Raw genomic sequence first — 24,455 nt, 5'->3', positions numbered from 1 at the left:
ATTGATCCATGATCGTCGAGAGATCGTGGACGAAAATTATCGGAGGCTTGCATGGCACTGCAGTCCATGACCGGTTTTGCCCGGCGTGAGGGAACGAGTGGGCGCTCTCGTTGGGCATGGGAATTGCGATCGGTCAACGGTAAGGGCCTCGATTTCCGTCTGCGCCTGCCGCCAGGGCTAGAGCGCTTGGAAACCGATGTGCGCAAGCTTATCACCGACAGGTTTTCACGCGGCAATCTGCAGGTCGGCCTCTCCCTATCCGTCGATGAAAGCCGCGTCGAAGCGGTCGTCAATCAGGACGCGCTGGCGACGGTGCTGGCGCTCCGCGGTCAGCTCGCCGGCGTAGTCGACCCTGCGCCGCTGCGGCTGGACACGCTGCTTGCCATTCGCGGCATCGTCGAGTTCAAGGAAGCCGAGGAGAGCGAAGAGGCTCTTACCGCACGCGACAGCGAGATCATGGCGGGTCTTGAAGCCGCGCTTGGCGACCTCAGCGATATGCGCTGCGCGGAAGGGCAGGCACTCGGAAAAATCTTGCTCGGCCATGTCGGGGTCATCGAGACGCTGACGGCAACGGTGGAAAACGATCCATCCCGCTCGCCGCAGGAGATCGCCGCGAGGCTGGCGGCGCAGGTTGCCATGCTTCTGGATGGCACTTCCGGTCTCGATCGCGACCGGCTGCATGCCGAGGCCGCTCTCATCGCCACAAGGGCCGATCTGCGCGAGGAGATCGACCGGCTGAAGGCGCATGTGACGGCAGCGCGCGACCTTATCGCCAAAGGCGGACCGATCGGACGCAAGCTTGATTTCCTTGCACAGGAATTTAACCGGGAATCGAATACTATCTGTTCGAAGTCGAATGCCGCAGCGGTCACCGCCGCCGGCATCGAATTAAAGGTGGTCATCGACCAGTTCCGCGAACAGGTCCAGAATTTGGAGTAGGCCATGAAGCCGGCGACATCCACATCCATTTCGATTGCCCGCCGGGGGCTGATGCTCGCCATTTCCTCGCCGTCAGGGGCGGGGAAATCGACAATCGCGCGTACGCTGTTGGAGACCGATAAGCAGATCGGTCTTTCCGTCAGCGTCACGACGCGGCAACGACGACCGAGCGAGATTGCCGGCATACATTATCATTTTGTTTCGCTGCGGGAATTCGAGCGGCTTCGTGATTCCGACTCGCTGCTCGAATGGGCGGAGGTACATGGCAATTTCTACGGCACGCCGCGCGAGCCGGTGGAAACGGCGATGGCCGAAGGCCGCGATATGCTCTTCGATATCGACTGGCAGGGCGCGCAGCAACTGCAGGAGAAAATGCCCGCCGATGTAGTCTCGATCTTCGTGCTGCCGCCGACCATGACGGAGCTGCAATCGCGCCTGCACCGCCGCGCCGAGGATTCCGAAGAGGTGATCGCCACGCGGCTTGCCAATTCCAGAGCCGAGATCGCCCATTGGCGCGAATATGATTATGTCATCATCAATGATGATCTGACCGCCGCCTTCGATGCGGTTCAGTCGATCGTCAAGGCCGAGCGCCTGCGCCGCGATCGCCGTCACGGAATGTTCGACTTCGTTCGCGGCCTGTTGGAAGAAACGCCGAAGCTGTGAACAGCGATTAAAGAGAATTCGCCAGCCGGCAAAACTCCTCGACGGAAAGCGTCTCAGCGCGTCGCTGCGGATCGATATCGGCTTTCCGCAGCAGGGCTTCGCCGCCGAGCGGCTTCAGGCTTTGACGCAGCATCTTGCGCCGCTGGCCGAAGGCAGCCTGCGTCACCTTTTCCAGATTGTCGACGGAGCAGGGGATCGGGTTTTCCTTCGGCGTCAGATGGACGACCGTCGAGGTTACCTTAGGCGGCGGCGTAAATGCCTGCGGCGGCACGTCGAAGGCCATGTGCGCATTCGTGCGCCAGCCGCAGAGAACACCGAGGCGGCCATAGTGGTCGTCTTCCTCGTCGGCGACGATCCGCTGGCCGACCTCTTTCTGGAACATCAGCGTCAGGGATTGCCAAAAGGGTGGCCAATAGCCGGGCAGCAGCCAGTTCACCAATAACTGTGTGCCGACATTATAGGGCAGGTTGGCAATGATCTTGACCGGCCCTTCCGGCGCGAGCACCGCAAAATCCGTTTTCAGCGCATCGCCTTCGATGACGTCCAGCCGGCCGGGATAGTGATCGGCGATCTCGGCGAGTGCCGGCAGGCAGCGCGCATCGCGCTCGACGGCGATAACCTTGGCGGCGCCGAGCGCAAGGATGGCACGCGTCAAACCACCTGGTCCCGGGCCGACTTCGAACACGGTGACGCCGTCCAGCGCTCCGGCAGTGCGGGCAACCTTTTGCGTCAAATTAAGATCGAGCAGGAAGTTTTGGCCAAGTGCTTTGCGCGCGTCGAGACCGTGACGCTGGATGACGTCGCGAAGTGGCGGCAGACCGTCGAGTGCAGCCATCAGCGATTGCTTCCCGCCGCGCGGCTGATCTCGCTCGCCAGCTTGAGCGCCGCCACGAGACTGTCCTCTTTGGCACCACCTTTGCCGGCGATGCCGAAGGCGGTGCCATGGTCCGGCGAGGTGCGGACAAAGGGTAGGCCAAGCGTGACATTGACGGAATCGTCGAAGCCGAGCGCCTTGGCCGGAATCAAAGCCTGATCGTGATACATGCAGACGGCGACATCGTAGCGACGGCGCGCATCGTCATGGAACATCGTGTCGGCGGGGAGGGGCCCAACGGCATCGATGCCTTCATTGCGCAGCACGTCGATTGCCGGACGGATGATTTCCTCATCCTCCTTGCCGATAGCACCGCTTTCGCCGGCATGCGGGTTGAGGCCGGCAATTGCAAGCCGCGGCGCTGCAATGCCGAAACGAGCCCTGAGGTCGTGGTCGGTGATCCGGCAGGTCTCGATGATGAGATCCGAGGTTAGCGCCTGCGGCACATCTTTCAGCGGAATATGGATGGTGACGGGAATTGCCCGCAGCTTCGGCCCGGCGAGCAGCATCACGGGCATCACTGGTTTGCCGGTCGCGCGCGCCGCAAGATCGGCTAGGAACTCGGTATGGCCGGGAAAGCCGAAGCCGGCGTCGTAAAGCACCGACTTGGCGATCGGATTCGTCACGACCGCGGAGGTCTCTCCCTTCATGCTCAGCGAGACCGCCATCTCGATGGCGGCGATCGTCGCCTTGGCCGTCACCACATGAGGTTCGCCGGCAACCACATCCATGCCGGCAGCGATCGGCAACACCGGCAAAGCATCGCGAAAAATGCCGAAAGCAGTCGACGCATCGGCTTCACGAAGCGGCACGGTTAGATTCAATTGACGCGCTCGCGCCGAAAGGACCTTTGGGTCGCCGAGCAACAGGAAGGGAGGTAAGCCAAGCTCGCCGCGGCGAAGCCAGGCGGCGAGCGTGATATCGGGTCCGATACCTGCTGGATCCCCCTGCGTAAGTGCAAGGGGGCGGGAAGGGCGCGAGGGCATCGGGAACGATCAGCGATAGAGGATCTGCGCCTTGGAGCGCAGTTCGTCCATGTACTTCTTGTCGTTGGCGCTGACGCCTTGGGCATTAGCCTTGCCGAGATCTTCAGCGCGGAAGACGGCTGCGGCAGCGACGTCGTCGTTCACCTGACGCTGCGAGCAAATGGCGACATATTCGACGCCGCGGTCGGTCACGATCGCATCGGTCGTATTGCCCTTTGCCTTCTCCAGCAGCGGCTTCCAGGCGTCCGGAAGATCGGGAGCAAGCACGCGGCCAAGGTCCTGCACGGAGACGTCATGCATTGTTGCGGCAAAGACTTTCGCCTGGTCGCAACCGGGGAACTTGGCCCGCGATGCTTCCGCCTCGGCCTTGCGTTTGCCGAGAATTGCGTTGCGCTTAGCAGACGGGACGACGAAGACTATCTGCTTCAGGAAATATTCCGTCGTGACCGGCTTCGTCTTATTTTCCGTCATGCGCGTTACAAGGTCGTCATTCGACATGCGGTTGCCGCCGTTCGAGCCGAAGCGGGCGTTGACGACGCGCGGCCAGCTCATGGAAATGGCTATATAGGATTTGAAGTGATCGGTGGTGACGCCCATCTTGTCCAGGATCTGTCCAAGCTGCTGCGGTGACATTTTATTGCTGGTGGCGAAACGAGCAAATGCTTTATCGACGTCTGTCGTCGATACCGACATGCGCACGCGGGCGATTTCCGCACGCTTCAGCGTCTCATCGACGAGTTGCTGTTGCGCCAGCTTGTTGAGATCACCTTTCGCGTGCTGCAATTTCAGGAAGTTGATGCGCTTGGCGATATCGCCTGATGTGATCACCGTGTTGTTGACGACAACCTTCACTTCACTTGCCGCAAAGGCAACATCGCTGCTTGGCATCGTAAAAGCGGCCATAACCAACGCTACGGCGCCGAATAGCGCAGCGCGCATCGGTGTCTTTCCAGAGAACATCAACTACCCCTTCCCAAAGGTCTTTGTCCGCACTGCGTCACATTGAGACGCCATCGGCGCAATACGGCAATTTCGCGCCAATATCTACAACAAGCACGACGAATTGCAAAATCCTTGCGGCGAAACAATGACAAGGAGGGGAATGGCGGTCCCATACAAAGCAAAGGGCCGGTTTAAGGCCGGCCCTTTGGATTTGACTGATCAGAACGTCGCGTCTTGGACGTTGCCAAGATTGACGTCGCCGAGCGTACGGAACGTTATGCGGGCGCCGATCGACCAGTCGCTTCCCGATTGGTTTGTCGAATCCTTCTTATCCAGAAAGGAAACGCTGAAGATCGTGCACTCATCCTCATAGGAAAGACCGACGCCCTGGCGCGTGATCTCGCTGTCATTGAGATCGTAGCTGACGGTGCCGAAGACAGACCAATAATTCTTGAATTTGATCTGGGCGCGGGTTTGGATTTCGTCCTGGTCCGAGGTGAAGCCATATTGCGGCTGAGCGGCGATATGGGTGTAGGTCACCGAGGTCTGGAAGTCGTCGTTTGCAAAGCCGACCTGAGTATCGCCGCGACGGAACGCGAAGTCCTTTTCGTCGAAGCGATAGGACTGCGAAAGCGAGATGCCCTGCGGCGTCGTGAGGCCAAACATCGTGACATAGTCGGAGCGGGTGGTTTCAAGCCCCGAATCCGACCCGGCACCTACCAGATCGTCGGTTGCGAATGAGTTTCGCCCGGCAAGCTGGTACGATTGGCCGAAGATGTGCTGCAACTTATAGCCACTGTCGAAGCTGCCCGTATAGCGCCAACCTAGGTTGGCGCGCGTGCCGCCTTCTACACGGTCGAAGCCGGAGAACTTGTCGCGATCGAACAGGTTGGTTGCATCGAACACAAAGCTCTGGGCGTCTTCATTCGGCAGCCGTCCTGCAAGTTGCTCATCAGGGCGCACATAGACCTGCGCGATCGGCTCGAACACATGTGTGCTGTTGCTGGTGGTGATGAGGAACGGGTACTTGGCTTCGAGACCGGCTGTCACCATACCGCGCGTCGCGTAATCGCTGGTGTCGTAGTTTCCGGAATAGTCGCCGGTAGGCGCGTCCATGCCGAGGCCATAGACGTCGCCGCGAGCGGCCGCAAGCGGTGTGAGGACCAGACCCTGATCGGTGGTGAAGGTACGCTGCCACTGCAATTCGGTGCTAAGACGCGTATAGCTTCCCGAAAGACCAAGGAAGCGGTCGTTCAGACTGGAATCGCCGAGATTGTTGACGTTGTCGAGCACAGACGTCTTGTCACGCGACAAATGCGTGAAATTCATCGTCGCGGACAACTCGCCGCCATAGACCGAGTTCGGATCGACATAGTGATAGTCGGCGCTTGGATAGACGACCGCTTGCTGCTTTTCAGCAGTGCTTTTGTCATCGGCGTCCTGAATATCATAGTAGAAGGCGCGCATATCGAAATAATTGCGCTTGCCGAGACCCGTCAAATAGATGTCGTTCGTGTGCGTGCTCTGGCTGAGACCTTGCAAGCCATAGGTGCGCGAAAAGTTATTATCGCTTTGCGCCATGACGTCCCAGCCGAATGTCCAGCGAGGATTGATTCTGAAATCAGCCTTCGACGAAACGACGCCGCGAGTTTTATGTTCGGCGTCACTTGTATTGGCAGTGAACTGATCCGGACTCATCTGATTGATACCGGCGACGCGCAGAACATGCGTACCGTTTTCAAAGCGTTGCCGGAATTCACCTTCGAGCAGCAAGCCTTGGCTTGTATAGCCGGTGGCACTGATCGTCGCGTCCATGCTGGGCGAGATGACGTAGTAGTAGGGAACCTTCACGCCAAAGCCGAGGTTCTCCGAGTAGCTCATCGAGGGAAACAGGAAGCCTGACTTGCGCTTCACCGTATTGTCCGGAACTTCGATCCATGGAACGTAAGCGATCGGCTGACCGAACAGTTCGAAGCGGGCATGCTCGAGACGGACGGTATGCGTCACGCCGTTCTGCACCACGCGCTGAGCCTTGACCTGCCACAGCGGCGCGCGGCCCTGCTCGGAGCACGGCAAACAAGCAGTGTAGACACCCTTTGTCAGGATCAACTGGTTACCGCCGACACGTTCGCCCTTTTCGGCGGCCATGCGCGTATTGTCTGGCATTTCGATGCGCAGAGCGTTGACGAAACCGTCGGAGAAGCTGTCGGTGACATCCATTTTGTCACCATACATGCGGTTGCCGTCCGGGCTGATCAGCTCGACATTGCCGATCGCCGTCATCCGTCCGCTTTTCTGATTATATTCAACCTTCTGCGCGACCATCTTGTAGCCGCCATAGTTGATCTGAACCGCGCCGCTGGCGGTGACGATTTGAGTATCCTTATTATAGACCAGTTCGTTCGACGAAAGGATCAGCTTGGAGCCTTCCGGCACTTTGACCTTAACGGGAGAGGTCGCAGCGCCAGCGCCGCCGTTATTATTGTTGTCCTGGGCGTAAGTTACGACCGGGCTCACGACAAATGCATACGCAGCCGCGCCCATGACGAGGGCAGCGACAAATTTCCTAGTACTCTTGCGGTTGCCTGCCGCCACTTAGCCGTCCTCCTGATGAAGCAGGATCGTTGCTCCGAATGCCAAAGCGACGATCACGGGTATCCATGTCGCCACGAAAGGAGGAACCACTCCGCTGCTCCCGAATGCCTTTACCAGCACGGTGACAACATAAAGCACGAAGCCTGAGAGGATTCCACCCAGAATCACGGAGCGCGATTGGTTGAATCTACTGAATTTTAACGAGACGGTGGCTGCGATCAGAGTCATCGCCACCAAAAGGAACGGCTGCGACAGCAGGGAGTGAAATTGGGTCTCAAGCGCTTTGGTTGAGATGCCAAAAGACTTTGCTATCTTAATTCGATTAGAAAGATCATAAAAAGCAATGGTTTCCGGCTGTGCCAAACGCTCGGAGACGAAATCCTGTTTCAGATTCGTACGAACCTGTACCGTACTCTTATGATCGGGAATTTCGCCGGGTCTGCGCTCGACGACGCTGTTAAGAAGCCAGTAACCATCTTCCAACTTTGCCGACTGCGCGTCCTGCCTGAGAACGATATTCCCCTGTGAATCGAAGTGGATAAACACAACGTTCATCAGCGTCGTACCGTTGTCGAGAACAGCCTTGGCGCCAATGATCACGTCGTCTTTGCCGTTCGACTGGCGCAGCCACGGGATCGAAAGTGTGTTGTGATAGGACGGGTCGCCGCGCAGGTCGGCTTCCATCGTTTCCGCCTGCTTTTGTCCCCATGCCGCAATCGGATTGAGAGCAAACATCGTGAGGAGGCCGACGAAGAAGGCGCCGATCACGAAGGGCGTCATAAACTGCCAGACGGAGATGCCGGCTGCACGGGCAATCACGAGTTCGCGACGCCGGTTGAGCGCAATCAGCACCGTCATGCCGACGAACAGGGCGATGAACGGTACCGTCTGCTGCAGGATGAACGGCAGTCTGACCGCCGTCATCAGCAAGCCGAGGCTGACCGTGTATCCGGGAAGCCCGGCAAGCCGGCCGGCGGTCTCGCTGAAGTCGACGAGATAGACGATCGAGATCACGCCGAGGAAAAACCAGAAGGTTGTCACGACGTAACGCATGAAGAAGTAGCGGCCGAGCGTATTGAAGATCATGCTCCGCCCCCATTGGAGCTGCCGGGCGCCGGCATGCGATCCTGGATCTTCTGCCGCCAATTGCTAAGGCGGTTGCGGATCGACGTCGGCACCGACATCTTACGGTTCCTGAACAGCAGGGCGGTCGCAATCAAAGCCGCGCAGATGTTGGCCGCATAGAGAACGCCGATGAAAACGGGAGCATTCTCGATCTGGTTCGCCGCATAAAAATCCGCCCAGCGCAAGGCAAACGCAATTGTGAGCGCCGACACCATCGGATGCAGTCGTGCTTCGCGATGGGATCGCGCATCGCCTGCGATCACCAGGGATATCAGGGCAAAGATTGCCGGCAACGCCCAGTCGGTGAGACGCCGGTGTAACTCCGCGCGGTAGCCGCCTGGTTTCGCTTTATAATCCGGATCATTCGGATCCGGGTTCAGCAGGAAGCCTAGACCGCGGTCGCCGGCGCGCAGGGTTGCCTGACCGCGGCTCTGCGTCATGTCGGAAAGATCGAAGGAATAGGAGTCGAAATTGATGACGGAAACGTTGCCGTCAGGCGTTTTGCGGTGGACCTCGCCGTCCTTCATCAGCAGCGATGTGCCGCTCGGATCGACGGCGCCTTCCTTGGCGTAATAGATGAGATCGAAAGCGGGATCGCGTGAATCCACCACGAACAAGCCCTTCAGGATTCGTCCCGACATGCGCTGGGTGATCTGCACATAAAGCCCGTCTTCGATACGCCGGAAATTCTTCTCTTCGATAACGGTCGAGAGCAGATCGGCATAGGCTTCGGCGACCATTTCGCGGGCGGCGACACGCGCCTTCGGCTCGACCATATTGTCGACCACGAATGAGAAGACGCTGATCGCTATCGCGAGAATCATGATCGGGCGGATGATAATGCTGCGTCGCGCACCTGCCGCCTCCATGACAGTCAGCTCCGAATCGCTGTTCATTGCCGTCAGCGTCTGCGTGATGCCGATCACCAGAGCGAAAGGCAGGACCACTGGAATGATCGTCGGCAGAATGAGCGTCGCGAGCTTGGCAAATGAGCCAATCGACTGGCCGCTATCGGTCACCAGATTGATCCGCTGCAGCACCTGGGTTGTCCAGATGATGGCGAGCACCGGCAGCAGCGCTACCAGGAACATCATGCCGACACGCCGTACGATATATGTTTCGAATAACTTCATGCCGGCCCTTAAACGCAACGCTCCGCGGTTTGAGCCGGCAGAGATTCATCCTCCTCTACGCCGTTTGCGTTTTTTTGGCGACAGCCCACTCGCAAAAAATTCGTTAATTTTCTGAATTTCTTCTGCTGTGTGTCGTTTGGGATAACGCCACGAGAGCGGAGAATATGACAAGCGAGGAAAGCCAGCCCAGAACGGCATCCGAGAGGTAGTGACCGCCGAAAGCCACCCTTAGGGCCGGAATGAGAATCGAAACGGCAGCGATCGGCAAGGCGAGGGCTGTCCGCGCCGGCTGCGGGATGATGAAGATCAGGCAGAACAGCCAGCCGGCAGCGGCCGCTTCGCCGGAAATGAAGGAACAGTTGCTGGCGCATTTTCCGGCAAAGGAACCCGCATGAACGAAATCGAGCATGCCGCCGAAGAGATCGGTTTGCCGCGGCCGGGGACGGCCCGAGAAGGTCTTGAGCCAGAGGTTGACGATCAGCACCGGGCCGAGGAGCAGCGAGCCAAGCGCGATTTTCAGATCGCGGGCTCTCAACGTTTTAAAGGTTGCGCCATGCTGCTGCCAGCACAGGACCAGCATCCAGCAGAGAGCGATCGCGACGACATAGGGTATCTGAAAGAAAATCTCCCTGAGCAGGCGCATGTGCGGATCGTCATTATAAGGGAAAATGCCGCAGATCTGACCGGGTCTGACAGGAAGGACGCATTGCTCGCGCAGGAAAAACATGTTGGCGACGGCAAGATCGACCTGTGGAAGAACTGAAAACAGCCCGAGCAGTACCCACCAGAGACAAAAGAGAATGACGAAAGCATCGCCCGCCGTGCGCGGTCGCAGGATTTCGGGGAAGCGATCCCGGCGATCGAAGCCGGTGGAATCTATGATCAAGGCGGCGTTCCGATGGAAGATCGCGCCGCGCAGGCGGCGATACCCAATACATGGGCCGCAAGCTAGCGGCGGTAGATGACAAGGATTTGAAGGTCCCGGAGGTGTTTCTTCGCGGAATGTTTCGCCAAAAGCTTGTATTTGATAGCAAAACCTTAAATGATCCGGAGTGTATAATTCTATTTTGCACTACGCGTTATCGGAGCAGAAATGTCTGTGAAATTCGAGATTTCCTTTGCCAAATCGGCTCGGCTGAGCGGCGGCCTGGCCATTCTCCTGAAAGACACGGACAGTGAATTGCCGGCAGGGGCCGAGAGTGCCGATCCGGCCAAGGTGTTCGCCAAGGCCGCACGGATCGCCCGGTTCACCGCCAAAGGCCTGAGCAGTCTCGATATCGTCGCACCCGAGGGCTCGCCGGTCGACCGGATCATCGTCATCGGCACGGGCAAGGCGAAGGAGCTGAGTGCGCATGATTGGCTGAAGCTCGGCGGCGGCGCTGCTGCGAAAATCCGCAACGTGGAAAAGGTTGCTATCTTTATCGATGTACTTGGCGGTGAGACCGAGGCCAAGGCGGCTGCCGATTTCGCCCTCGGCATGCTGTTGCGTGCCTATAGTTTCGATGCCTACAAGACCAAGAAGAACGATGACGAGGACAAAAACGGCACGCAGAAGCTCGTCAAGGTGACGATCGTCACCGCGGATGCCATTGCCGCCAAGAAGCTTTTCGCTGCATCGCAGGCGATTGCCGACGGCGTGATTCTGGCGCGCAATCTCGTCAATGAGCCGCCCAATGTTCTCGGCCCGGCCGAGTTTGCCGCCAAAGCCAAGGAGCTGGAAAAGCTCGGTGTCGAAGTGGAGATCCTGACCGAACGGGAAATGCGCCGGCTCGGCATGGGCGCGCTGCTTGGCGTGGCGCAGGGTTCGGTGCGTCCGCCGCGCCTGGTGATCATGCAATGGAAGGGCGGCAAACCGAAGGACAAGCCGGTTGCCTTCATCGGCAAAGGCGTGGTGTTCGACACCGGCGGCATTTCCATCAAGCCGGCTGCCGGCATGGAGGATATGAAAGGCGATATGGGCGGGGCTGCCGCCGTTACGGGCCTGATGCATGCGCTCGCCGCCCGCGGCGCCAAGGTCAACGCCATCGGCGTCATCGGCCTGGTCGAAAACATGCCTGACGGCAATGCCCAGCGTCCCGGCGATATCGTCACCTCCATGTCGGGCCAGACGATCGAAGTGATCAACACGGATGCGGAAGGCCGGCTAGTGCTCTGCGATGCGCTCTGGTACACCAACGACCGCTTCAAGCCGCAGTTCATGATCAACCTCGCGACGCTGACCGGCGCGATTCTCGTCGCGCTCGGCAATCTGCATGCCGGCCTGTTCTGCAACGACGATAAGTTGGCGAATGAACTGACCACCGCCGGCCTTGCCACCAATGAGCGCCTATGGCGCATGCCGCTCGGCAAGGACTACGACAAGATGATCGACAGCAAGTTCGCCGACATGAAAAACACCGGCGGGCGCCATGCCGGTTCGATCACTGCCGCACAGTTCCTCAAGCGTTTCGTTCAGGAAACGCCCTGGGCGCATCTCGACATTGCCGGAACGGCCATGGGCTCGATCCAGGATGAGATCAATCAGTCCTGGGGTTCTGGTTTCGGCGTGCGCCTGCTCGATGAGCTGGTTCGCCGGAACTACGAATCGTGACGTTCGAAAGCGTTTGAGATAGAAGGAACGGCATGACTGACGTTCTTTTCTATCATCTGACCGAATCGAAGCTAGAGGATGCCCTTCCGCCGCTGATCGACAAAAGTTTCGAGCGCGGCTGGCAGGTCGCCATCCAGACGCGCGAACCAGCCCGGCGGGATGCTCTCGACGCGCACCTCTGGACCTATCGCGAGGACAGTTTCCTGCCGCATGGCACGGATAATGGAGAAATGCCGGACAAGCAGCCGGTGTTGCTTACTGTCTCGTTCGGCAACCCGAACAACGCTACGGTCCGCTTCTTCATCGATGGCGCCGAAGCCTCGGATGTCGGGAATTACCAGCGCGTGGTTTTCATGTTCGATGGTTACGATCAAGAGCAGTTGGAAGGTGCCCGCGCGCAGTGGAAGAAGCTGAAGGGCGAGGGGCATAACCTCACCTATTGGCAGCAGACTCAGGACGGACGCTGGGAGAAGAAGGCGTGATTGAGTTTAATTATGGCTCCAATGACGGAATTGCCCGGGGCGAGCCGTCACCCGCCCTCGCCCTTCGAGGCTCCGGCTTATAGCCTCCGCACCTCAGGGTGAGGGCTGATTTTCTGCGTCCAGTCACGAAACTCTCTTCGCCTCACCCTGAGGTGGCTTGACGCGCCTGCGGCAAGGCCTCGAAGGGCGAGGTGGCCACGGAATCGGCTTGATTGCGTCATGCGGGAAGGCGCGCCCACTGTGAGCGCGCCTCAAGCCGATCTCAATCGTGGAAAGCCTCGACGAACTTGCGCTTGCCAAGCATGAAGGCGTCGGCGACGTGGCGAAGCGGGGCGAGGTCCACATCAGACGTGCCGGCTTTGACGATCTCGGCGAAGCGGCGATAGAGCGAAGGATATTCCGCCTCCGGGGCGGTGAACGTCAATTCGCCGTTAACGGAAAGCTTCGAACCGCCCTCGGAAAGCACCATCTGGCCGGCCTCGGTTTCAGCGACGATATCCCAGCTCTGCTTGCCGGTCTGGCGCCAGTCGAATTCCGCATGGACGGCAAGCCCCTGGCCGCTCTTGAACTGCAGGTCGGCAGCGATCGGCGAATCGCGGTTTTCGGGGAATTCCAGCACTGCGCCGGTCAGGAACAGCGGCGGCAAGATGTGGGTGACGATCGACAGAGCATTAATGCCCGGATCAAAGACGCCGAGACCGCCGGCCTGCCAGATCCATTCCTGATTCGGATGCCAGTGGCGCACGTCTTCCTTCCAGATGACATGGACGCTCTTGATCGTCGTTCCGGCGAGAAAAGCCTTCGCGGCCTCGATCGCCGGCGCGTAACGCGAATGCCAGCTTGCGAAAAGGGACACGTGCTTTGTCTTGGCGAGCGCCTCGAGATCGGCGACTTCGCTCAGCGTGGCGCCCGGCGGCTTTTCCAGGAAGACATGCTTGCCGGCCTCGAGAGCCTTGTAGGCAGCCTCGTAGCGATATTGCGGCGGCATGCAAAGTGACACGGCATCGATCCCGGGAACCGCGTCCAGCATCGCCTCGATGCTTGTGAAGGCCGGAATGCCGTCAACCGTGCCGTGGCGGCTTGCAGTGGCAATCAGTTTGAAATCCGAATTGTTCTCGATGGAAGGAAGGTGCTGGTCGCGGACGATCTTGCCGACGCCGACGATGGCGAGGTTGATGGGGGACATGGGTGTCTCTCGATTAGTATGATTATTTGCATGATCTTTTATCAGAATGCAGCGCGTGGGCAAGGCCGGCAAGCGCAATTGCAAGCAATCAAACGGACGCCCTCCATTTCGTGCGGCTATGCCGTCACATTTGGAAAACCCGCTTACGCTCTTGATTCACAGCGTGAAATCGGCACTCTGCCTATGCGCGGCAAGAAGATCTTGGGGAAGACCGCTGCGGGGGAGAAAAATGATGAGAGCATTGCTCGGCTTCAGCCGGCTCGTAGATGCTGTGACGGAAATCATTGGCAAGTCGGTTTCCTGGCTCATTCTGATCGCCGTGCTGGTCAGTGCCGGAAACGCCATCGTCCGCAAGGTATTCAACACCTCGTCCAACGCTTGGCTGGAAGCGCAATGGTATCTGTTCGGCGCCGCCTTCATGCTCGCGGCCGCCTATACGCTTGGGCAGAACGAGCACATCCGCATCGATATCGTCTACGGTGCCTTGCCGCGGCGTGTCCAGCACTGGATCGATCTGCTCGGTCATTGCCTGTTCCTCATGCCCTTCGTGCTTTTAATGGTCTATGATCTCGTGCCCTATGTGCGTATGTCCTTTATGTCCGGCGAGGTTTCGTCCAGTGCTGGCGGCCTGATCATCTGGCCGGGCAAGGCGTTGTTGCTGGCAGGCTTCCTTGTGCTGGCGGTGCAGGGTGTTTCCGAAATCATCAAGAAGATCGCCGTTATGCGCGGGGATATGGAGGATCCGACACCATACGTGCCGACCCATGCGCCCCTTGATGCCGAAACGCCTGCGGGGGAGGCGCGCTGATGATCGAATTCATTGCCGTGAACATGGCTCCGATCATGTTCGCTTCGCTGATCATCTTCCTGCTGATCGGATATCCCGTTGCCTTTGCGCTGGCCGCCAATGGACTGCTGTTCTTCTGGATCGGCGTCGAGCTGGCGCCTTATTCGGGCGGCTCCATCAATCTCTCCTGGCCTTTGCTCAATGCGCTTCCGGACCGGTTCTGGGGCGTAATGTCCAACGACACGCTACTGGCGATCCCGTTCTTCACCTTCATGGGCATCGTATTGGAACGCTCCGGGATGGCGGAGGACTTGCTCGACACCGTCGGCCAGCTCTTCGGCCCGATCCGCGGCGGTCTCGCCTATGCGGTGATCTTCGTCGGCGCGCTGCTCGCCGCCACCACCGGCGTCGTCGCGGCATCGGTCATCGCCATGGGGCTGATCTCGCTGCCGATCATGCTGCGCTATGGCTATGACCGCAGCCTGGCGTCTGGCGTTATCGCCGCGTCCGGCACGCTCGCGCAGATTATTCCGCCTTCGCTGGTGCTGATCGTACTGGCAGACCAGCTCGGCCGCTCGGTCGGCGACATGTATGCCGGCGCGCTGATTCCCGGTCTGGTGCTGACCGGCATCTACATGCTCTATGTGCTGGTCATGTCGATCGTCCGGCCGAACTCAATGCCGGCGCTGCCGAAGGAGGCGCGCTCGCTCGGTTCCGGCGTGACCTCGCTTTTCATCGCGCTCCTGGTCTGCGCCGGCGTTGCCTATGCGGCCCATGTCTACCTGACGCCGAGCTATGGTGAAAATGCCGATATTCTCGGCGCAACCGTCGGTATCGCTTTTATCTATGTCGTCGCCGTCATCGACAAGACGATGAAGTTCAATCTGATGTCGCGGCTCGCCCAACAGGTGATCATCGTGCTGATCCCGCCTCTGGCGCTGATCTTCCTCGTGCTCGGCACCATCTTTCTCGGCATCGCAACACCGACGGAGGGCGGCGCGATGGGCGCGACCGGCGCGCTGGTGATGGCGGCGGCGAAGGGACGATTGAGCATGGATGTCGTGCGCTCAGCACTCGCGTCGACGACACGGCTCTCCTCCTTCGTGCTGTTCATCCTGATCGGCTCGCGCGTGTTTTCGCTGACCTTCTACGGCGTCAACGGCCATGTCTGGGTGGAGCATCTGCTGGTCTCGCTGCCGGGCGGGCAGGTCGGTTTCCTGATCGTCGTCAACCTTCTGGTTTTCGTGCTGGCCTTCTTCCTCGATTTCTTCGAACTCGCCTTCATCATCGTGCCGCTGCTGGCGCCCGCTGCCGACAAGCTTGGTATCGACCTGATCTGGTTCGGCGTGCTGCTTGGCGTCAACATGCAGACGAGTTTCATGCACCCGCCCTTCGGCTTTGCTTTGTTCTATCTGCGCTCGGTGGCTGCAAAAGTGCCTTACCTCGACAAGGTCACCGGCAAAAAAACGGCACCAGTGACGACGGGGCAGATCTATTGGGGGGCGATACCCTTCGTCGGCATTCAGGTCCTGATGGTGGCACTGACGATCATGTTTCCGCAGATGGTCATGCACTACAAGGACGCGGGCGCCGGCGTCGATCCCAACACGATCAAGATCGAGGTGCCGGGCTTTGGTGTGCCCGGCCAGGATAATGGCGGCGGTCTTGGCTTGCCGGGCGGCCTGCAGCTTCCTGGCGCCAATCCGCTGGACAACAAGCCGGCGGATCAGGGCGGAGAAAAGAAAAATCCGCCCGCGATCGATCTCAGTCAGCCGCCCTCATTCAATTGATCTTACCTTCTCCCCGGCGGGGAGAAGGTATTGTTCCTTCGATCAAAGCTTGCCGGCACGCTGCTGCGTCATCATATACACGTCGTAGCTGTATTCTGCGACCTGGGCATAGAGATAGTGCCCGCCGCGGAACGCCTTGATCGACTCCCAAATCTTTTTGAAGGTCGGGTTCGATGCTTCCATCTCGGCATAGACTTCGTTCGACTTGTCGAAGCAGGCGTTCAGGATATCGGTGCTGAACGGACGCAGCTTCGCGCCCTCGGCCACGACACGCTTGATGGCTGCAGGATTGAGATAGTCGTATTTCTGCAGCATGTCGGCATCGGCCGCCTGGGCGGCGGTGCGCAACAGCGATTGATAGGCCTTCGGCAGGCCTTCATAGGCCGCCTTGTTGAACATGACGTGTACGGTCGGACCGCCTTCCCACCAGCCGGGATAATAGTAATAGGGCGCGACCTTGTAGAAACCGAGCTTTTCGTCGTCATATGGGCCTACCCATTCGGCGGCATCGATCGTGCCCTTTTCAAGTGCCGGATAGATGTCCCCGCCCGCGATCTGCTGCGGCACGACGCCGAGGCGCTCCACCACTTTGCCGGCGAAGCCGCCGATGCGCATCTTCAGACCTTTGAGATCGGCTACCGTATTGATTTCCTTGCGAAACCATCCGCCCATCTGTACGCCGGTATTGCCGCTCGGAAAACCGATCAGCCCCTGCGTCGCCAGAAATTCGTTGAACATGTCGATCCCGCCGCCATGGTACTGCCAGGCATTCATGCCGCGGGCATTGAGCGCGAAAGGAACGGCAGCGCCGAGCGCCCACACCGGATCCTTGCCCCAATAATAGTAGGAGACCGTATGGCAGGCTTCGACCGTGCCCGCCGAGGTCGCGTCTGCAGCCTGCAGGCCGGGCACGATTTCGCCAGCGGCGAATACCTGGAGGGTGAAGTTGCCGTCGGTCGCTTCCGAGACGAATTTGGACAGCACCTCGGCGCCGCCATAGATCGTGTCGAGCGATTTCGGGAAGGACGAGGTCAGGCGCCAGTTGATTTTCGGATTGCTCTGAGCAATGGCCGGAGCCGCAAGCGCTGCTGCTGCAACCGAGCCTGCGCCGGCAACGCCGGCTTTCCTCAGAAATGAACGACGATCCATCTATTTACTCCCCCCAGAGGTGAGCGGGCGGGTGGGCCCGCTATTCGAAATCACGACGCAACTAACCATGTCATCAAAGGCGTTTCAAGCGCGTCGAATAATCTTGCAACTGCTGATTTTTGTTTGATGTCTAAAGGGCTGAACTCAACTTTCACGCGGCTTCACGATCGTCTCCCGAAGGAAACTGTAACCTAGCGCGATTCGCGCCGCGAGTTCGGTCGATGCGCCGTCGCCGCCGTGGCCGCCCGTGTGGAATTCGTGGAACAGCGGATGATGGCCGAGTTCTTCCATACGCGCTGCAAACCGCCGCGCATGCGAGGGATGGACCCGGTCGTCATTGCTGGAACTCTCGATATAGATGGGCGGATAGGTGATTTCCGAGGCCGGTTTCAGATTGTGCAGCGGCGAATAGGAAAGCAGATAATCGCGGTCAGCCTGCTCGTCTGGATTGCCATACTCATCGATCCAGGCCTTGCCCGCGGGGAAGACATGGAAGCGGCTCATGTCAAGCACCGGCACCTGACACCAGATCGCGCCGAAGTCGCGCGGATAGCGCGTCAACATCACGCCGGTCAGCAGCCCGCCATTGCTGCCGCCATTGGCGGCTATGCGTGACGGCTTTGTATAGCCGCGCGCGGCGAGATCGCGGGCAACGGCAACAAAATCGGCAAAGGCCCTCTGGCGGCCATGACCCTTGGCCGAGCGATGCCAATTCGGACCGAGCTCGCCGCCGCCGCGGATATAGGCCTGCACATAGGCGCCACCCTGTTCCAGCCAGCGGCCGATGACGGCGGAATATTGCGGACGGACCGAGAAATCGAAGCCGCCATAGCCATACATCAGCACCGGCAGTTCGCCTTGCGTCCATGTCTTCGGCAATACGAGCCGGTAGGGCACCCTCGTGCCGTCTTCGGAAAAAGCCTCGAGCAATTCGGAGGTCATGCCGTCAGTATCGAAATAGGCCGGGGAGCTTGCCGTGTGAATGAGGTCAAGCGGCTTCTTGCGGTTGGCAAGCTCCAGGCGATAGCAGGAGGGCGGCTGTAGGAAACCTTCGCCATAGACCTGCAGCGTGTCGTCACCGAGATGGAGGTCGGAATGGAGCGGCCAGACGGTTACGGTCTGGACATCTGCCGGCAGCGCGATTTCCTGGATCGCCGCATCCGCGTTGGTCAGGTCGAAGACGAAAAGCCGAGGCTGCAGATTGTCCGAAACGACGAAAACGCACCATTCGCGCATCAGCAGGAACTGCGACACCGATTGCCGCTCGCCGGGCGAAAACAACACGCGCATCGCCTCGGCGCCGGCATCGGTGGCCTGCCGCGGCAAGGGTTGCACCGCCAGGCTGCCCGCCGGTATCCGCTCGTCGGTTTTGGCGAGCCAGAGACAATAGGAATAGTTGAGCTGGACGTCGATGTCCTTCGGCAGATCGATCCGCCGCAGCGAAAAATCCTGCTCCTTGATGAAAACACTGGAATTGCCGATTTCGTGGCCGGTGATGAACAGGCGGATCGGCTTGGCCGTACCTTTCTTTGCAATGCCGGCAAGCACGGGGTCGAAAACCAGGCAGGAGCCGTAGACGTCGGTGTCGGCGGTGGCGTAGAGCAGGGGCGCCTTTGCTGGCGGCTGTCCACGCTTCAGTCGGCGGCCGACGCGTGGCCAGCCGGAGCGCGTCGAGGAGAGGCGGTCGATCGAGCCGAAATAGGCGATCTCGTCGCGGCTGAGCCAGGTGGCATGACAACGCGTCGGCGGCGTGTCGAATCCACCTTCGACGATGCTCTTGGTTTCGCAATCGAACTCCAAGAGACGTCCAAGATCGGAGCCGCCGTCGGAGAGGCAAAGCAATACCCGCGTCGGCTCCCAAGGGCAGGTAATTGCGCCGCGCCAGAGCCAAAGCTTGTTCTCTGAAGCGCAGAAAGCGTCGAGATCGAAGATCGGTTCCCAGGGCGCATCGGGTGAAGGAGCGAGATTGGCGGGCAACCGGAACCACATGCCGAGAGGATGATCCGCGCTGCGGTGGAAGTCGAACAGCCACTTGCCGCGGCGCACCACCTGGATCAGCCGGTCCTTACGTTCGATCAGAGCCTTGATTGCCGCCCGATCCACCTCGAACTCAGGCGTCATCAGAGCCTGTTCAGACTGTGCATCCCTTTCAGCGACGAATTGCAGTGTCAGTGGATCGTCGTCATGCTCGAGATGGAGATTCATAAGGGACCTGATATGCGATTGATGCGGTGACTCATATATAATCAAATCAAAATACATTCGGAGACGCAACTGTGCTTCCCCGAATCTATTCCATCATGCGGTTTTCTGACGTTTATTCCGTCCTTAGCGCAGAACCCTGAGGCTGGCCTGAGCGATCAGGTTGGTTGCCGGCGCGAAGGTGCCCTTGTATTTCAGCGTTACGACCTTGTAGCCCTCGCTTTCGAGACGCGCCAAAAGGGTCGGCAGCATGGTGGCAGTGCGCTGGTGGATATCGTGCATCAGGATGATGCCGCGGCCGCGCTTGTGCAACTGGTCCATGGTGCGGGTGACGACGGCGGAGGGCTTCGAGTTGAAATAGTCCTTGCTGTCGATATCCACATCCATGACGACGAGATCACGCATGGCGACGGCAGTGCGCAGGCGCTTGGAATCGGCGAGATAGGGAAAGCGGAAGAAGGAAACATCCGTCCCGATGACCTTGGCTACCGCGTGCTCGCCGCGGGCGATTTCGGCCATCGCCATGTCGAAGCTCATCTTGTCGAGATCGGGGTGGCGGAAGGTGTGGCTGCCGATGGTGTCTCCGTCGGCAAAGACCTTGCGGGCGGTGGCCGGATGCGCCTCCGCCATTTCGCCAACCATCATGAAGGTCGCCTTGACGCCGAATTTGTCGAGCGTGGAGAGGATGCGCTCCGTCTTTCCTGGCGCCGGACCGTCGTCGAAGCTGAGAATAACTTCCTTGTCACTCAGCTTGAGGTCGTGCAGCGAAGACACTTCCAAGGTGCGCCCGACAAGGTGATGCGGGCCGCCGGTATCGCCCGTTTCTCTGGTCTCAAGCTCCGCGCCAGCCCATTTGGTCGGCTCCATGTCGATGGGGTCGCTCGCCTTAAATGGCTTATGATGCGGCTCTTCCTCAGCAAAACTCGTCTTCAGCGAGGCATCGTTGGCCGGTTTGGTTGCGCAGCCGGCAAGGGATAAGGACACGGCAGGCCGGCCAGGAGAAGACGGAAGGTCATTAGAATCGCTCAACAATACATTAATGAATGTTGGGCGCATTTTTTCCGATTATGGTTAATGATCGGTTAGTTCTGACGCACGGATGCCTCAGGCATTAACTATTTTTAGAGCGCTGCGCGTTCATCCGAACGAACAAAGATTGCTCTAAGCCTTTGAAATTGGCGCATGTTGCCGCTTCAGGGCAGTTCCACCTGAAAATGCGATGTTTAACCGGCCATCCCGGTTTCATATTCAGACGAAAGCTCCAGCCATTGCTCTTCGGCGGCGGCAAGCTTTTCCGCCGCGTCGGAGCGCTGTTTGGCCTTCTCGGCGGCCTTCGCGGGTGCCTTCTCGTAGAGGGCAGGATCTGCAAGTTCCGTATCAAGCGCCTGAATCAGTTTCTCCAGCTTGCCGGTCAAGGATTCGATTTCGTTGATCTTTTTCTTGAGCGGCGCAAGCGACGCGCGGCGGTCGGCATTGAGTTTGCGCTGGTCCGCCTTGGAGACGGAATCGTCGGCGCCGTTGACCTTGCCCTTGTCGTCCCTCGGCTTCGGGCTGGCGACGACGAGGCTGCGATAATCTTCCAGGTCGCCGTCGAAGGTGGAAACCGTGCCGTCGCGCACCAGCCACAGTTGGTCGACCGTCGCCTCGATGAGATGGCGATCATGCGAGATCAGAATGACCGCGCCGGAATAGTCGTTCAGCGCCTGGATCAGCGCATTGCGGCTGTCAATGTCGAGATGGTTGGTCGGTTCGTCGAGGATCAGAAGGTTCGGTGCGTCGAAAGCAGCAAGCCCCATCAGCAGCCGTGCCTTTTCGCCGCCGGAGAGATCCTTGACCTGCGTATCCATCTTCTCGGTCGCAAGGCCCATCTGGGCGACGCGGGCGCGCACCTTCGCCTCCGGCGCGTCGGGCATACGGCGGCGAACATGCTCGACGGCGGTCTGGTTGGGTACGAGGTCGTCGAGCTGATGTTGGGCAAAGAAGCCGATCTTCAGGTTCGGCGCCAGCTTCACATCGCCGCTTTCGGCATCGAGGCGGCCGGAGACGAATTTCGCGAAGGTGGATTTGCCGTTGCCGTTGGAGCCGAGCAGGGCGATGCGGTCATCGGCGTCGATGCGCAGATTGAGGCGCTTCAGGATCGGCTTGCCGGGCTCATAGCCCACCGCGCCGCCGCTGACGGCGATGATCGGCGATGCCGCCTGCTTTTCCGGTTCGGGAAAGCTGAAGCCCATCACATGATCTTCGATGACGGCGGCGACCGTGCCCATTCGCTCCAGCGCCTTAACGCGCGATTGTGCTTGCCGGGCCTTCGTCGCCTTGGCCTTGAAGCGGTCGATGAAACTCTGCAGGTGCTTGCGCGCCGCCTCGTTCTTCGCCTTCGCCTTCATCTGCAGCTCGTCGGCCTCCGCCTTCTGCCGCTCGAACTGATCGTAGGAGCCGCGATAGAAGGTGAGCTTCTTCTGGTCGAGATGGACGATGGAATTGACGGCCGTGTTCAAAAGGTCGCGGTCGTGCGAGATGATGATGACCGTATGCGGATAGCGGCGGATGTAATCTTCCAGCCAGAGCGTGCCTTCGAGGTCGAGATAGTTGGTCGGCTCGTCGAGCAGCAGCAGGTCGGGCTCGGAAAACAGCACAGCCGCGAGCGCCACGCGCATGCGCCAGCCGCCGGAAAAGGAAGAGGCGGGGCGATGCTGCGCTTCATGGTCGAAACCGAGACCGGCGAGAATGCTGGCGGCGCGCGCTTCGGCCGAATGGGCGCCGATATCGGCAAGGCGCGTCTGGATGTCGGCGATGCGATGCGGATCGGTCGCCGTTTCGGCTTCCGCAAGCAGGGCGCTGCGTTCCTTGTCGGCCTTCAACACGATCTCGATCAGCGGCTCCTCGGTCCCCGGCGCCTCCTGCGCCACCTGGCCGATGCGGGCATTGCGCGGAATGGAGACCGAGCCGCTTTCAGCGGCGAGATCGCCGGTGATCACGCGGAACAATGTCGACTTGCCGGCGCCGTTCTTGCCGACAAGCCCCGCCTTCGTGCCCGCCGGAAGCGTCACGCTGGCGTGGTCGATGAGGAGGCGGCCGGCAATGCGGGCGGAAAGGTCGGAAATCGAAATCATGGCGCGGTTTTGGCCGAACTCCGCGCCGAAGGCAAGAGCCGGAGAGCTTAGACGCGGCTGCTGCGCGCTCGCGGCGGCGGGCCGGCGCAGTCCCTCAGCCTCTCCGTCAGCTCGGTTTCATAGAGCAGCAGATTGCTCAGCGAGGCATTGAGACTGTCCATGGCGGCAGCGACATGGGGTGCCGTTTCGATCTCGCGGGCGAAGCTCTGCTTCTTCAGCAGCCCCTCGGCCAGTTGCTCGGCCACTTCGCGCAGCATCTCGGCTGCATCGGCCTCGGACTTTCGGGCGACGAGGCTGCAATGGCTGACGAGGCGATGCTTCAAGCCGATCTCGTCGAGGCTGGCTTGCGAGGGGGAAGGGCCGAGTGATGCGATCTCGCTGGCGATCCGGCGATCCGGGGCATAGAGCGCTTCATGAAAGAGCTGGTAGTTGCGCGGCAGGGCCTTGACCTTCAGCTTGGCCATGTAGCGACCAATCATCTCGAGGTCCGTGGCTGCATCGCTCTCGTCATTGCCGGTGGGATACGCCGAAACACCTGCCTGCGAATTCTTCATGCCTGCTCTCTGCTCACCCGCGAACTGATATATTTGCTGAATTTGCAGGGGCGCAGGTTAAGGCAACATGAACGGACCGTTCATACCGACATGATCTTGCAACAAAATTAGACAGTCGAACAACGTCAAACTGTATTGGGGAAGAAGCGGCTCGCGCCACGCTTCACATCCAGCGCTTCCCGTCCGTGCGCAGGAAATAAATCAGATCGAGACCCAGCGACGGTTTGCCCATCCCCGTCAGTATCACATGGCATTGGCCGCGATGGTGGGTCTGGTGGTTGAAGAAGTGCGCGACGGCTGGCCCCAACGGATGGGTAATGGTGGTCCCCGGCTGGATGATTGGCGTGTAGCTGATGTCCGCGGCAAGCGCGTCACTATCGAGCGTGTCTATCCAATCGATGATGCGCCAGTCTTCAACCTCCCGAACGGCGCGAAGATCCCCGAGAGTGTCATGCAGTGTGAGATCCAAGGCCGCCGGCATCTCTCCCGTGCCGGTGAAACGATGCATCCAGGCGCGATCGCCGACCAGGATATGGTTGAGCGTGCCATGCAGCGAGCCGAAAAATGCGCCGCGGTTATGGCGATATTCGGCGTCGCTGAGTTGGGCGGCGGCATCGTAAAGCAGTGCGTTGGCCCAGCGGTTATAGTCGGCGAGCATTCTGTAATGCCTCAGCATCCTCATCTTCCTCCAAGAGCAATGAAGCAAGCGTAGAATAGAAAGGCGTAAATGGGGCTGATGGTGTCTACAAAATTTGCTGATGGGATTGCCCAACTGGCTTTCGGCCTCGCTCCGAATCGGGCATCCGGACTGTGACAGCAGCGTGAAATTGGCGCGTCCCCCTTGTTTTCAGGCTGTGGGGCGGGTAAAGACCGCCCACTTTTCTCTGACGACAAGGAATTGACCCATGGCGATTGAACGCACTTTTTCGATGATCAAGCCGGACGCAACCAAGCGTAACCTGACCGGCGCCATCACCAAGATTTTTGAGGACAATGGCCTGCGCGTCATCGCTTCCAAGCGCGTTTGGATGAGCAAGCGCGAAGCCGAAGGCTTCTACGCCGTTCACAAGGACCGTCCCTTCTTCGGCGAACTCGTTGAAGGCATGACCTCCGGCCCGACCGTCGTTCAGGTTCTGGAAGGCGAAGGCGCCATCCTGAAGAACCGCGAAATCATGGGCGCGACCAACCCGGCCAACGCTGCCGAAGGCACGATCCGCAAGATCCACGCTCTGTCGATCGGCGAAAACTCCGTTCACGGCTCGGACGCTCCGGAAACCGCTGCAGTTGAAATCGCCTACTGGTTCTCCGAAACCGAAATCGTCGGCTGAATCAGTCAATCAGC

Annotated in this window: 21 protein-coding genes; 7 read left to right on the top strand and 14 right to left on the bottom strand. The window is 59.5% G+C overall.

Annotated features, from left to right (window positions below; genetic code table 11):
• The first annotated feature begins 51 nt into the window (after positions 1-51).
• Together K290_RS0118755 and gmk are read left to right on the top strand one after the other, a co-directional pair.
• Positions 52-939 carry a YicC/YloC family endoribonuclease gene (locus K290_RS0118755; RefSeq protein ID WP_028753371.1) on the top strand — a complete coding sequence of 296 codons (888 nt, stop codon included), beginning with the start codon at positions 52-54 and terminating at the stop codon, positions 937-939.
• Positions 940-942: 3 nt separating this feature from the next.
• Entirely contained in the window at positions 943-1,605 is a 663-nt protein-coding gene (gene gmk / locus K290_RS0118750; RefSeq protein WP_028753370.1) for a guanylate kinase, read from the top strand.
• A gap of 7 nt (positions 1,606-1,612) precedes the next feature.
• Here gmk and rsmA read toward each other — a convergent pair whose 3' ends face one another.
• The 7 genes from rsmA to K290_RS0118715 form a co-directional block, all read right to left on the bottom strand.
• Positions 1,613-2,440 carry a 16S rRNA (adenine(1518)-N(6)/adenine(1519)-N(6))-dimethyltransferase RsmA gene (gene rsmA / locus K290_RS0118745; protein WP_028753369.1) on the bottom strand — a complete coding sequence of 276 codons (828 nt, stop codon included), beginning with the start codon at positions 2,438-2,440 and terminating at the stop codon, positions 1,613-1,615.
• The gene (gene pdxA / locus K290_RS0118740) at positions 2,440-3,465 is read right to left on the bottom strand and encodes a 4-hydroxythreonine-4-phosphate dehydrogenase PdxA (RefSeq protein ID WP_028753368.1); all 1,026 of its coding nucleotides are present in this window, start codon (positions 3,463-3,465) and stop codon (positions 2,440-2,442) included. The genes rsmA and pdxA overlap by 1 nt, the downstream gene beginning before the upstream one ends.
• Before the next feature lie 9 nt (positions 3,466-3,474).
• Positions 3,475-4,368 carry a peptidylprolyl isomerase gene (locus tag K290_RS0118735; protein ID WP_245276585.1) on the bottom strand — a complete coding sequence of 298 codons (894 nt, stop codon included), beginning with the start codon at positions 4,366-4,368 and terminating at the stop codon, positions 3,475-3,477.
• Positions 4,369-4,626: 258 nt separating this feature from the next.
• Positions 4,627-7,002, bottom strand: a complete 2,376-nt coding sequence (locus K290_RS0118730) for an LPS-assembly protein LptD (protein ID WP_028753366.1) — start codon at positions 7,000-7,002, stop codon at positions 4,627-4,629.
• The gene (gene lptG, locus K290_RS0118725) at positions 7,003-8,088 is read right to left on the bottom strand and encodes an LPS export ABC transporter permease LptG (protein WP_028753365.1); all 1,086 of its coding nucleotides are present in this window, start codon (positions 8,086-8,088) and stop codon (positions 7,003-7,005) included.
• Positions 8,085-9,260: an LptF/LptG family permease gene (locus K290_RS0118720; protein WP_028753364.1), complete on the bottom strand. Its 1,176-nt coding sequence runs from the start codon at positions 9,258-9,260 to the stop codon at positions 8,085-8,087. The genes lptG and K290_RS0118720 overlap by 4 nt, the downstream gene beginning before the upstream one ends.
• Before the next feature lie 103 nt (positions 9,261-9,363).
• Positions 9,364-10,146: a phosphatase PAP2 family protein gene (locus K290_RS0118715; RefSeq protein WP_028753363.1), complete on the bottom strand. Its 783-nt coding sequence runs from the start codon at positions 10,144-10,146 to the stop codon at positions 9,364-9,366.
• A gap of 207 nt (positions 10,147-10,353) precedes the next feature.
• On the opposite strand from K290_RS0118715, the gene K290_RS0118710 reads away from it, so the two are divergent.
• Complete coding sequence (locus K290_RS0118710) at positions 10,354-11,850, top strand: leucyl aminopeptidase (protein ID WP_028753362.1); 1,497 nt, start codon at positions 10,354-10,356, stop codon at positions 11,848-11,850.
• 32 nt (positions 11,851-11,882) lie between these two features.
• A complete protein-coding gene (locus K290_RS0118705) occupies positions 11,883-12,332 on the top strand; it encodes a DNA polymerase III subunit chi (protein WP_028753361.1) in 450 nt (149 codons plus the stop codon).
• A 262-nt stretch (positions 12,333-12,594) separates the two neighbouring features.
• On the opposite strand, the gene K290_RS0118700 is transcribed toward K290_RS0118705, so the two are convergent.
• The gene (locus tag K290_RS0118700; protein WP_028753360.1) at positions 12,595-13,518 is read right to left on the bottom strand and encodes a Gfo/Idh/MocA family protein; all 924 of its coding nucleotides are present in this window, start codon (positions 13,516-13,518) and stop codon (positions 12,595-12,597) included.
• Between the two features lie 232 nt (positions 13,519-13,750).
• Here K290_RS0118700 and K290_RS0118695 point away from each other — a divergent pair, with 232 nt between their 5' ends.
• Together K290_RS0118695 and K290_RS0118690 are read left to right on the top strand one after the other, a co-directional pair.
• Positions 13,751-14,326 carry a TRAP transporter small permease subunit gene (locus K290_RS0118695; RefSeq protein ID WP_028753359.1) on the top strand — a complete coding sequence of 192 codons (576 nt, stop codon included), beginning with the start codon at positions 13,751-13,753 and terminating at the stop codon, positions 14,324-14,326.
• Positions 14,326-16,095: a TRAP transporter large permease gene (locus K290_RS0118690; RefSeq protein ID WP_028753358.1), complete on the top strand. Its 1,770-nt coding sequence runs from the start codon at positions 14,326-14,328 to the stop codon at positions 16,093-16,095. Before K290_RS0118695 ends, K290_RS0118690 begins: the two co-directional genes overlap by 1 nt.
• A 42-nt stretch (positions 16,096-16,137) precedes the next feature.
• On the opposite strand, the gene K290_RS0118685 is transcribed toward K290_RS0118690, so the two are convergent.
• The 6 genes from K290_RS0118685 to K290_RS0118660 all read right to left on the bottom strand — a co-directional run bounded on the left by K290_RS0118685 (position 16,138) and on the right by K290_RS0118660 (position 23,789).
• Positions 16,138-17,244, bottom strand: coding sequence for a TRAP transporter substrate-binding protein (locus K290_RS0118685; protein ID WP_028753357.1), 1,107 nt, complete (start codon positions 17,242-17,244; stop codon positions 16,138-16,140).
• A gap of 144 nt (positions 17,245-17,388) precedes the next feature.
• The gene (locus K290_RS0118680) at positions 17,389-19,449 is read right to left on the bottom strand and encodes a prolyl oligopeptidase family serine peptidase (protein ID WP_028753356.1); all 2,061 of its coding nucleotides are present in this window, start codon (positions 19,447-19,449) and stop codon (positions 17,389-17,391) included.
• A gap of 123 nt (positions 19,450-19,572) precedes the next feature.
• On the bottom strand, positions 19,573-20,430 hold the full coding sequence (locus tag K290_RS0118675; RefSeq protein WP_028753355.1) for a polysaccharide deacetylase family protein: 858 nt from the start codon (positions 20,428-20,430) through the stop codon (positions 19,573-19,575).
• A 239-nt stretch (positions 20,431-20,669) separates the two neighbouring features.
• Positions 20,670-22,559: an ABC-F family ATP-binding cassette domain-containing protein gene (locus K290_RS0118670; RefSeq protein WP_028753354.1), complete on the bottom strand. Its 1,890-nt coding sequence runs from the start codon at positions 22,557-22,559 to the stop codon at positions 20,670-20,672.
• Between the two features lie 47 nt (positions 22,560-22,606).
• A complete protein-coding gene (locus K290_RS0118665) occupies positions 22,607-23,113 on the bottom strand; it encodes a hypothetical protein (RefSeq protein WP_028753353.1) in 507 nt (168 codons plus the stop codon).
• Between the two features lie 163 nt (positions 23,114-23,276).
• A complete protein-coding gene (locus K290_RS0118660; protein WP_028753352.1) occupies positions 23,277-23,789 on the bottom strand; it encodes a DinB family protein in 513 nt (170 codons plus the stop codon).
• A gap of 229 nt (positions 23,790-24,018) precedes the next feature.
• Here K290_RS0118660 and ndk point away from each other — a divergent pair, with 229 nt between their 5' ends.
• The gene (ndk, locus tag K290_RS0118655; protein ID WP_028753351.1) at positions 24,019-24,441 is read left to right on the top strand and encodes a nucleoside-diphosphate kinase; all 423 of its coding nucleotides are present in this window, start codon (positions 24,019-24,021) and stop codon (positions 24,439-24,441) included.
• Positions 24,442-24,455: the final 14 nt, after the last annotated feature.

Source organism: Rhizobium leucaenae USDA 9039 (assembly GCF_000426285.1).
Classification (GTDB): domain Bacteria; phylum Pseudomonadota; class Alphaproteobacteria; order Rhizobiales; family Rhizobiaceae; genus Rhizobium; species Rhizobium leucaenae.
Note: the sequence above shows the minus strand (reverse complement) of the source record. Positions and strands in the feature narration are given on the sequence as shown.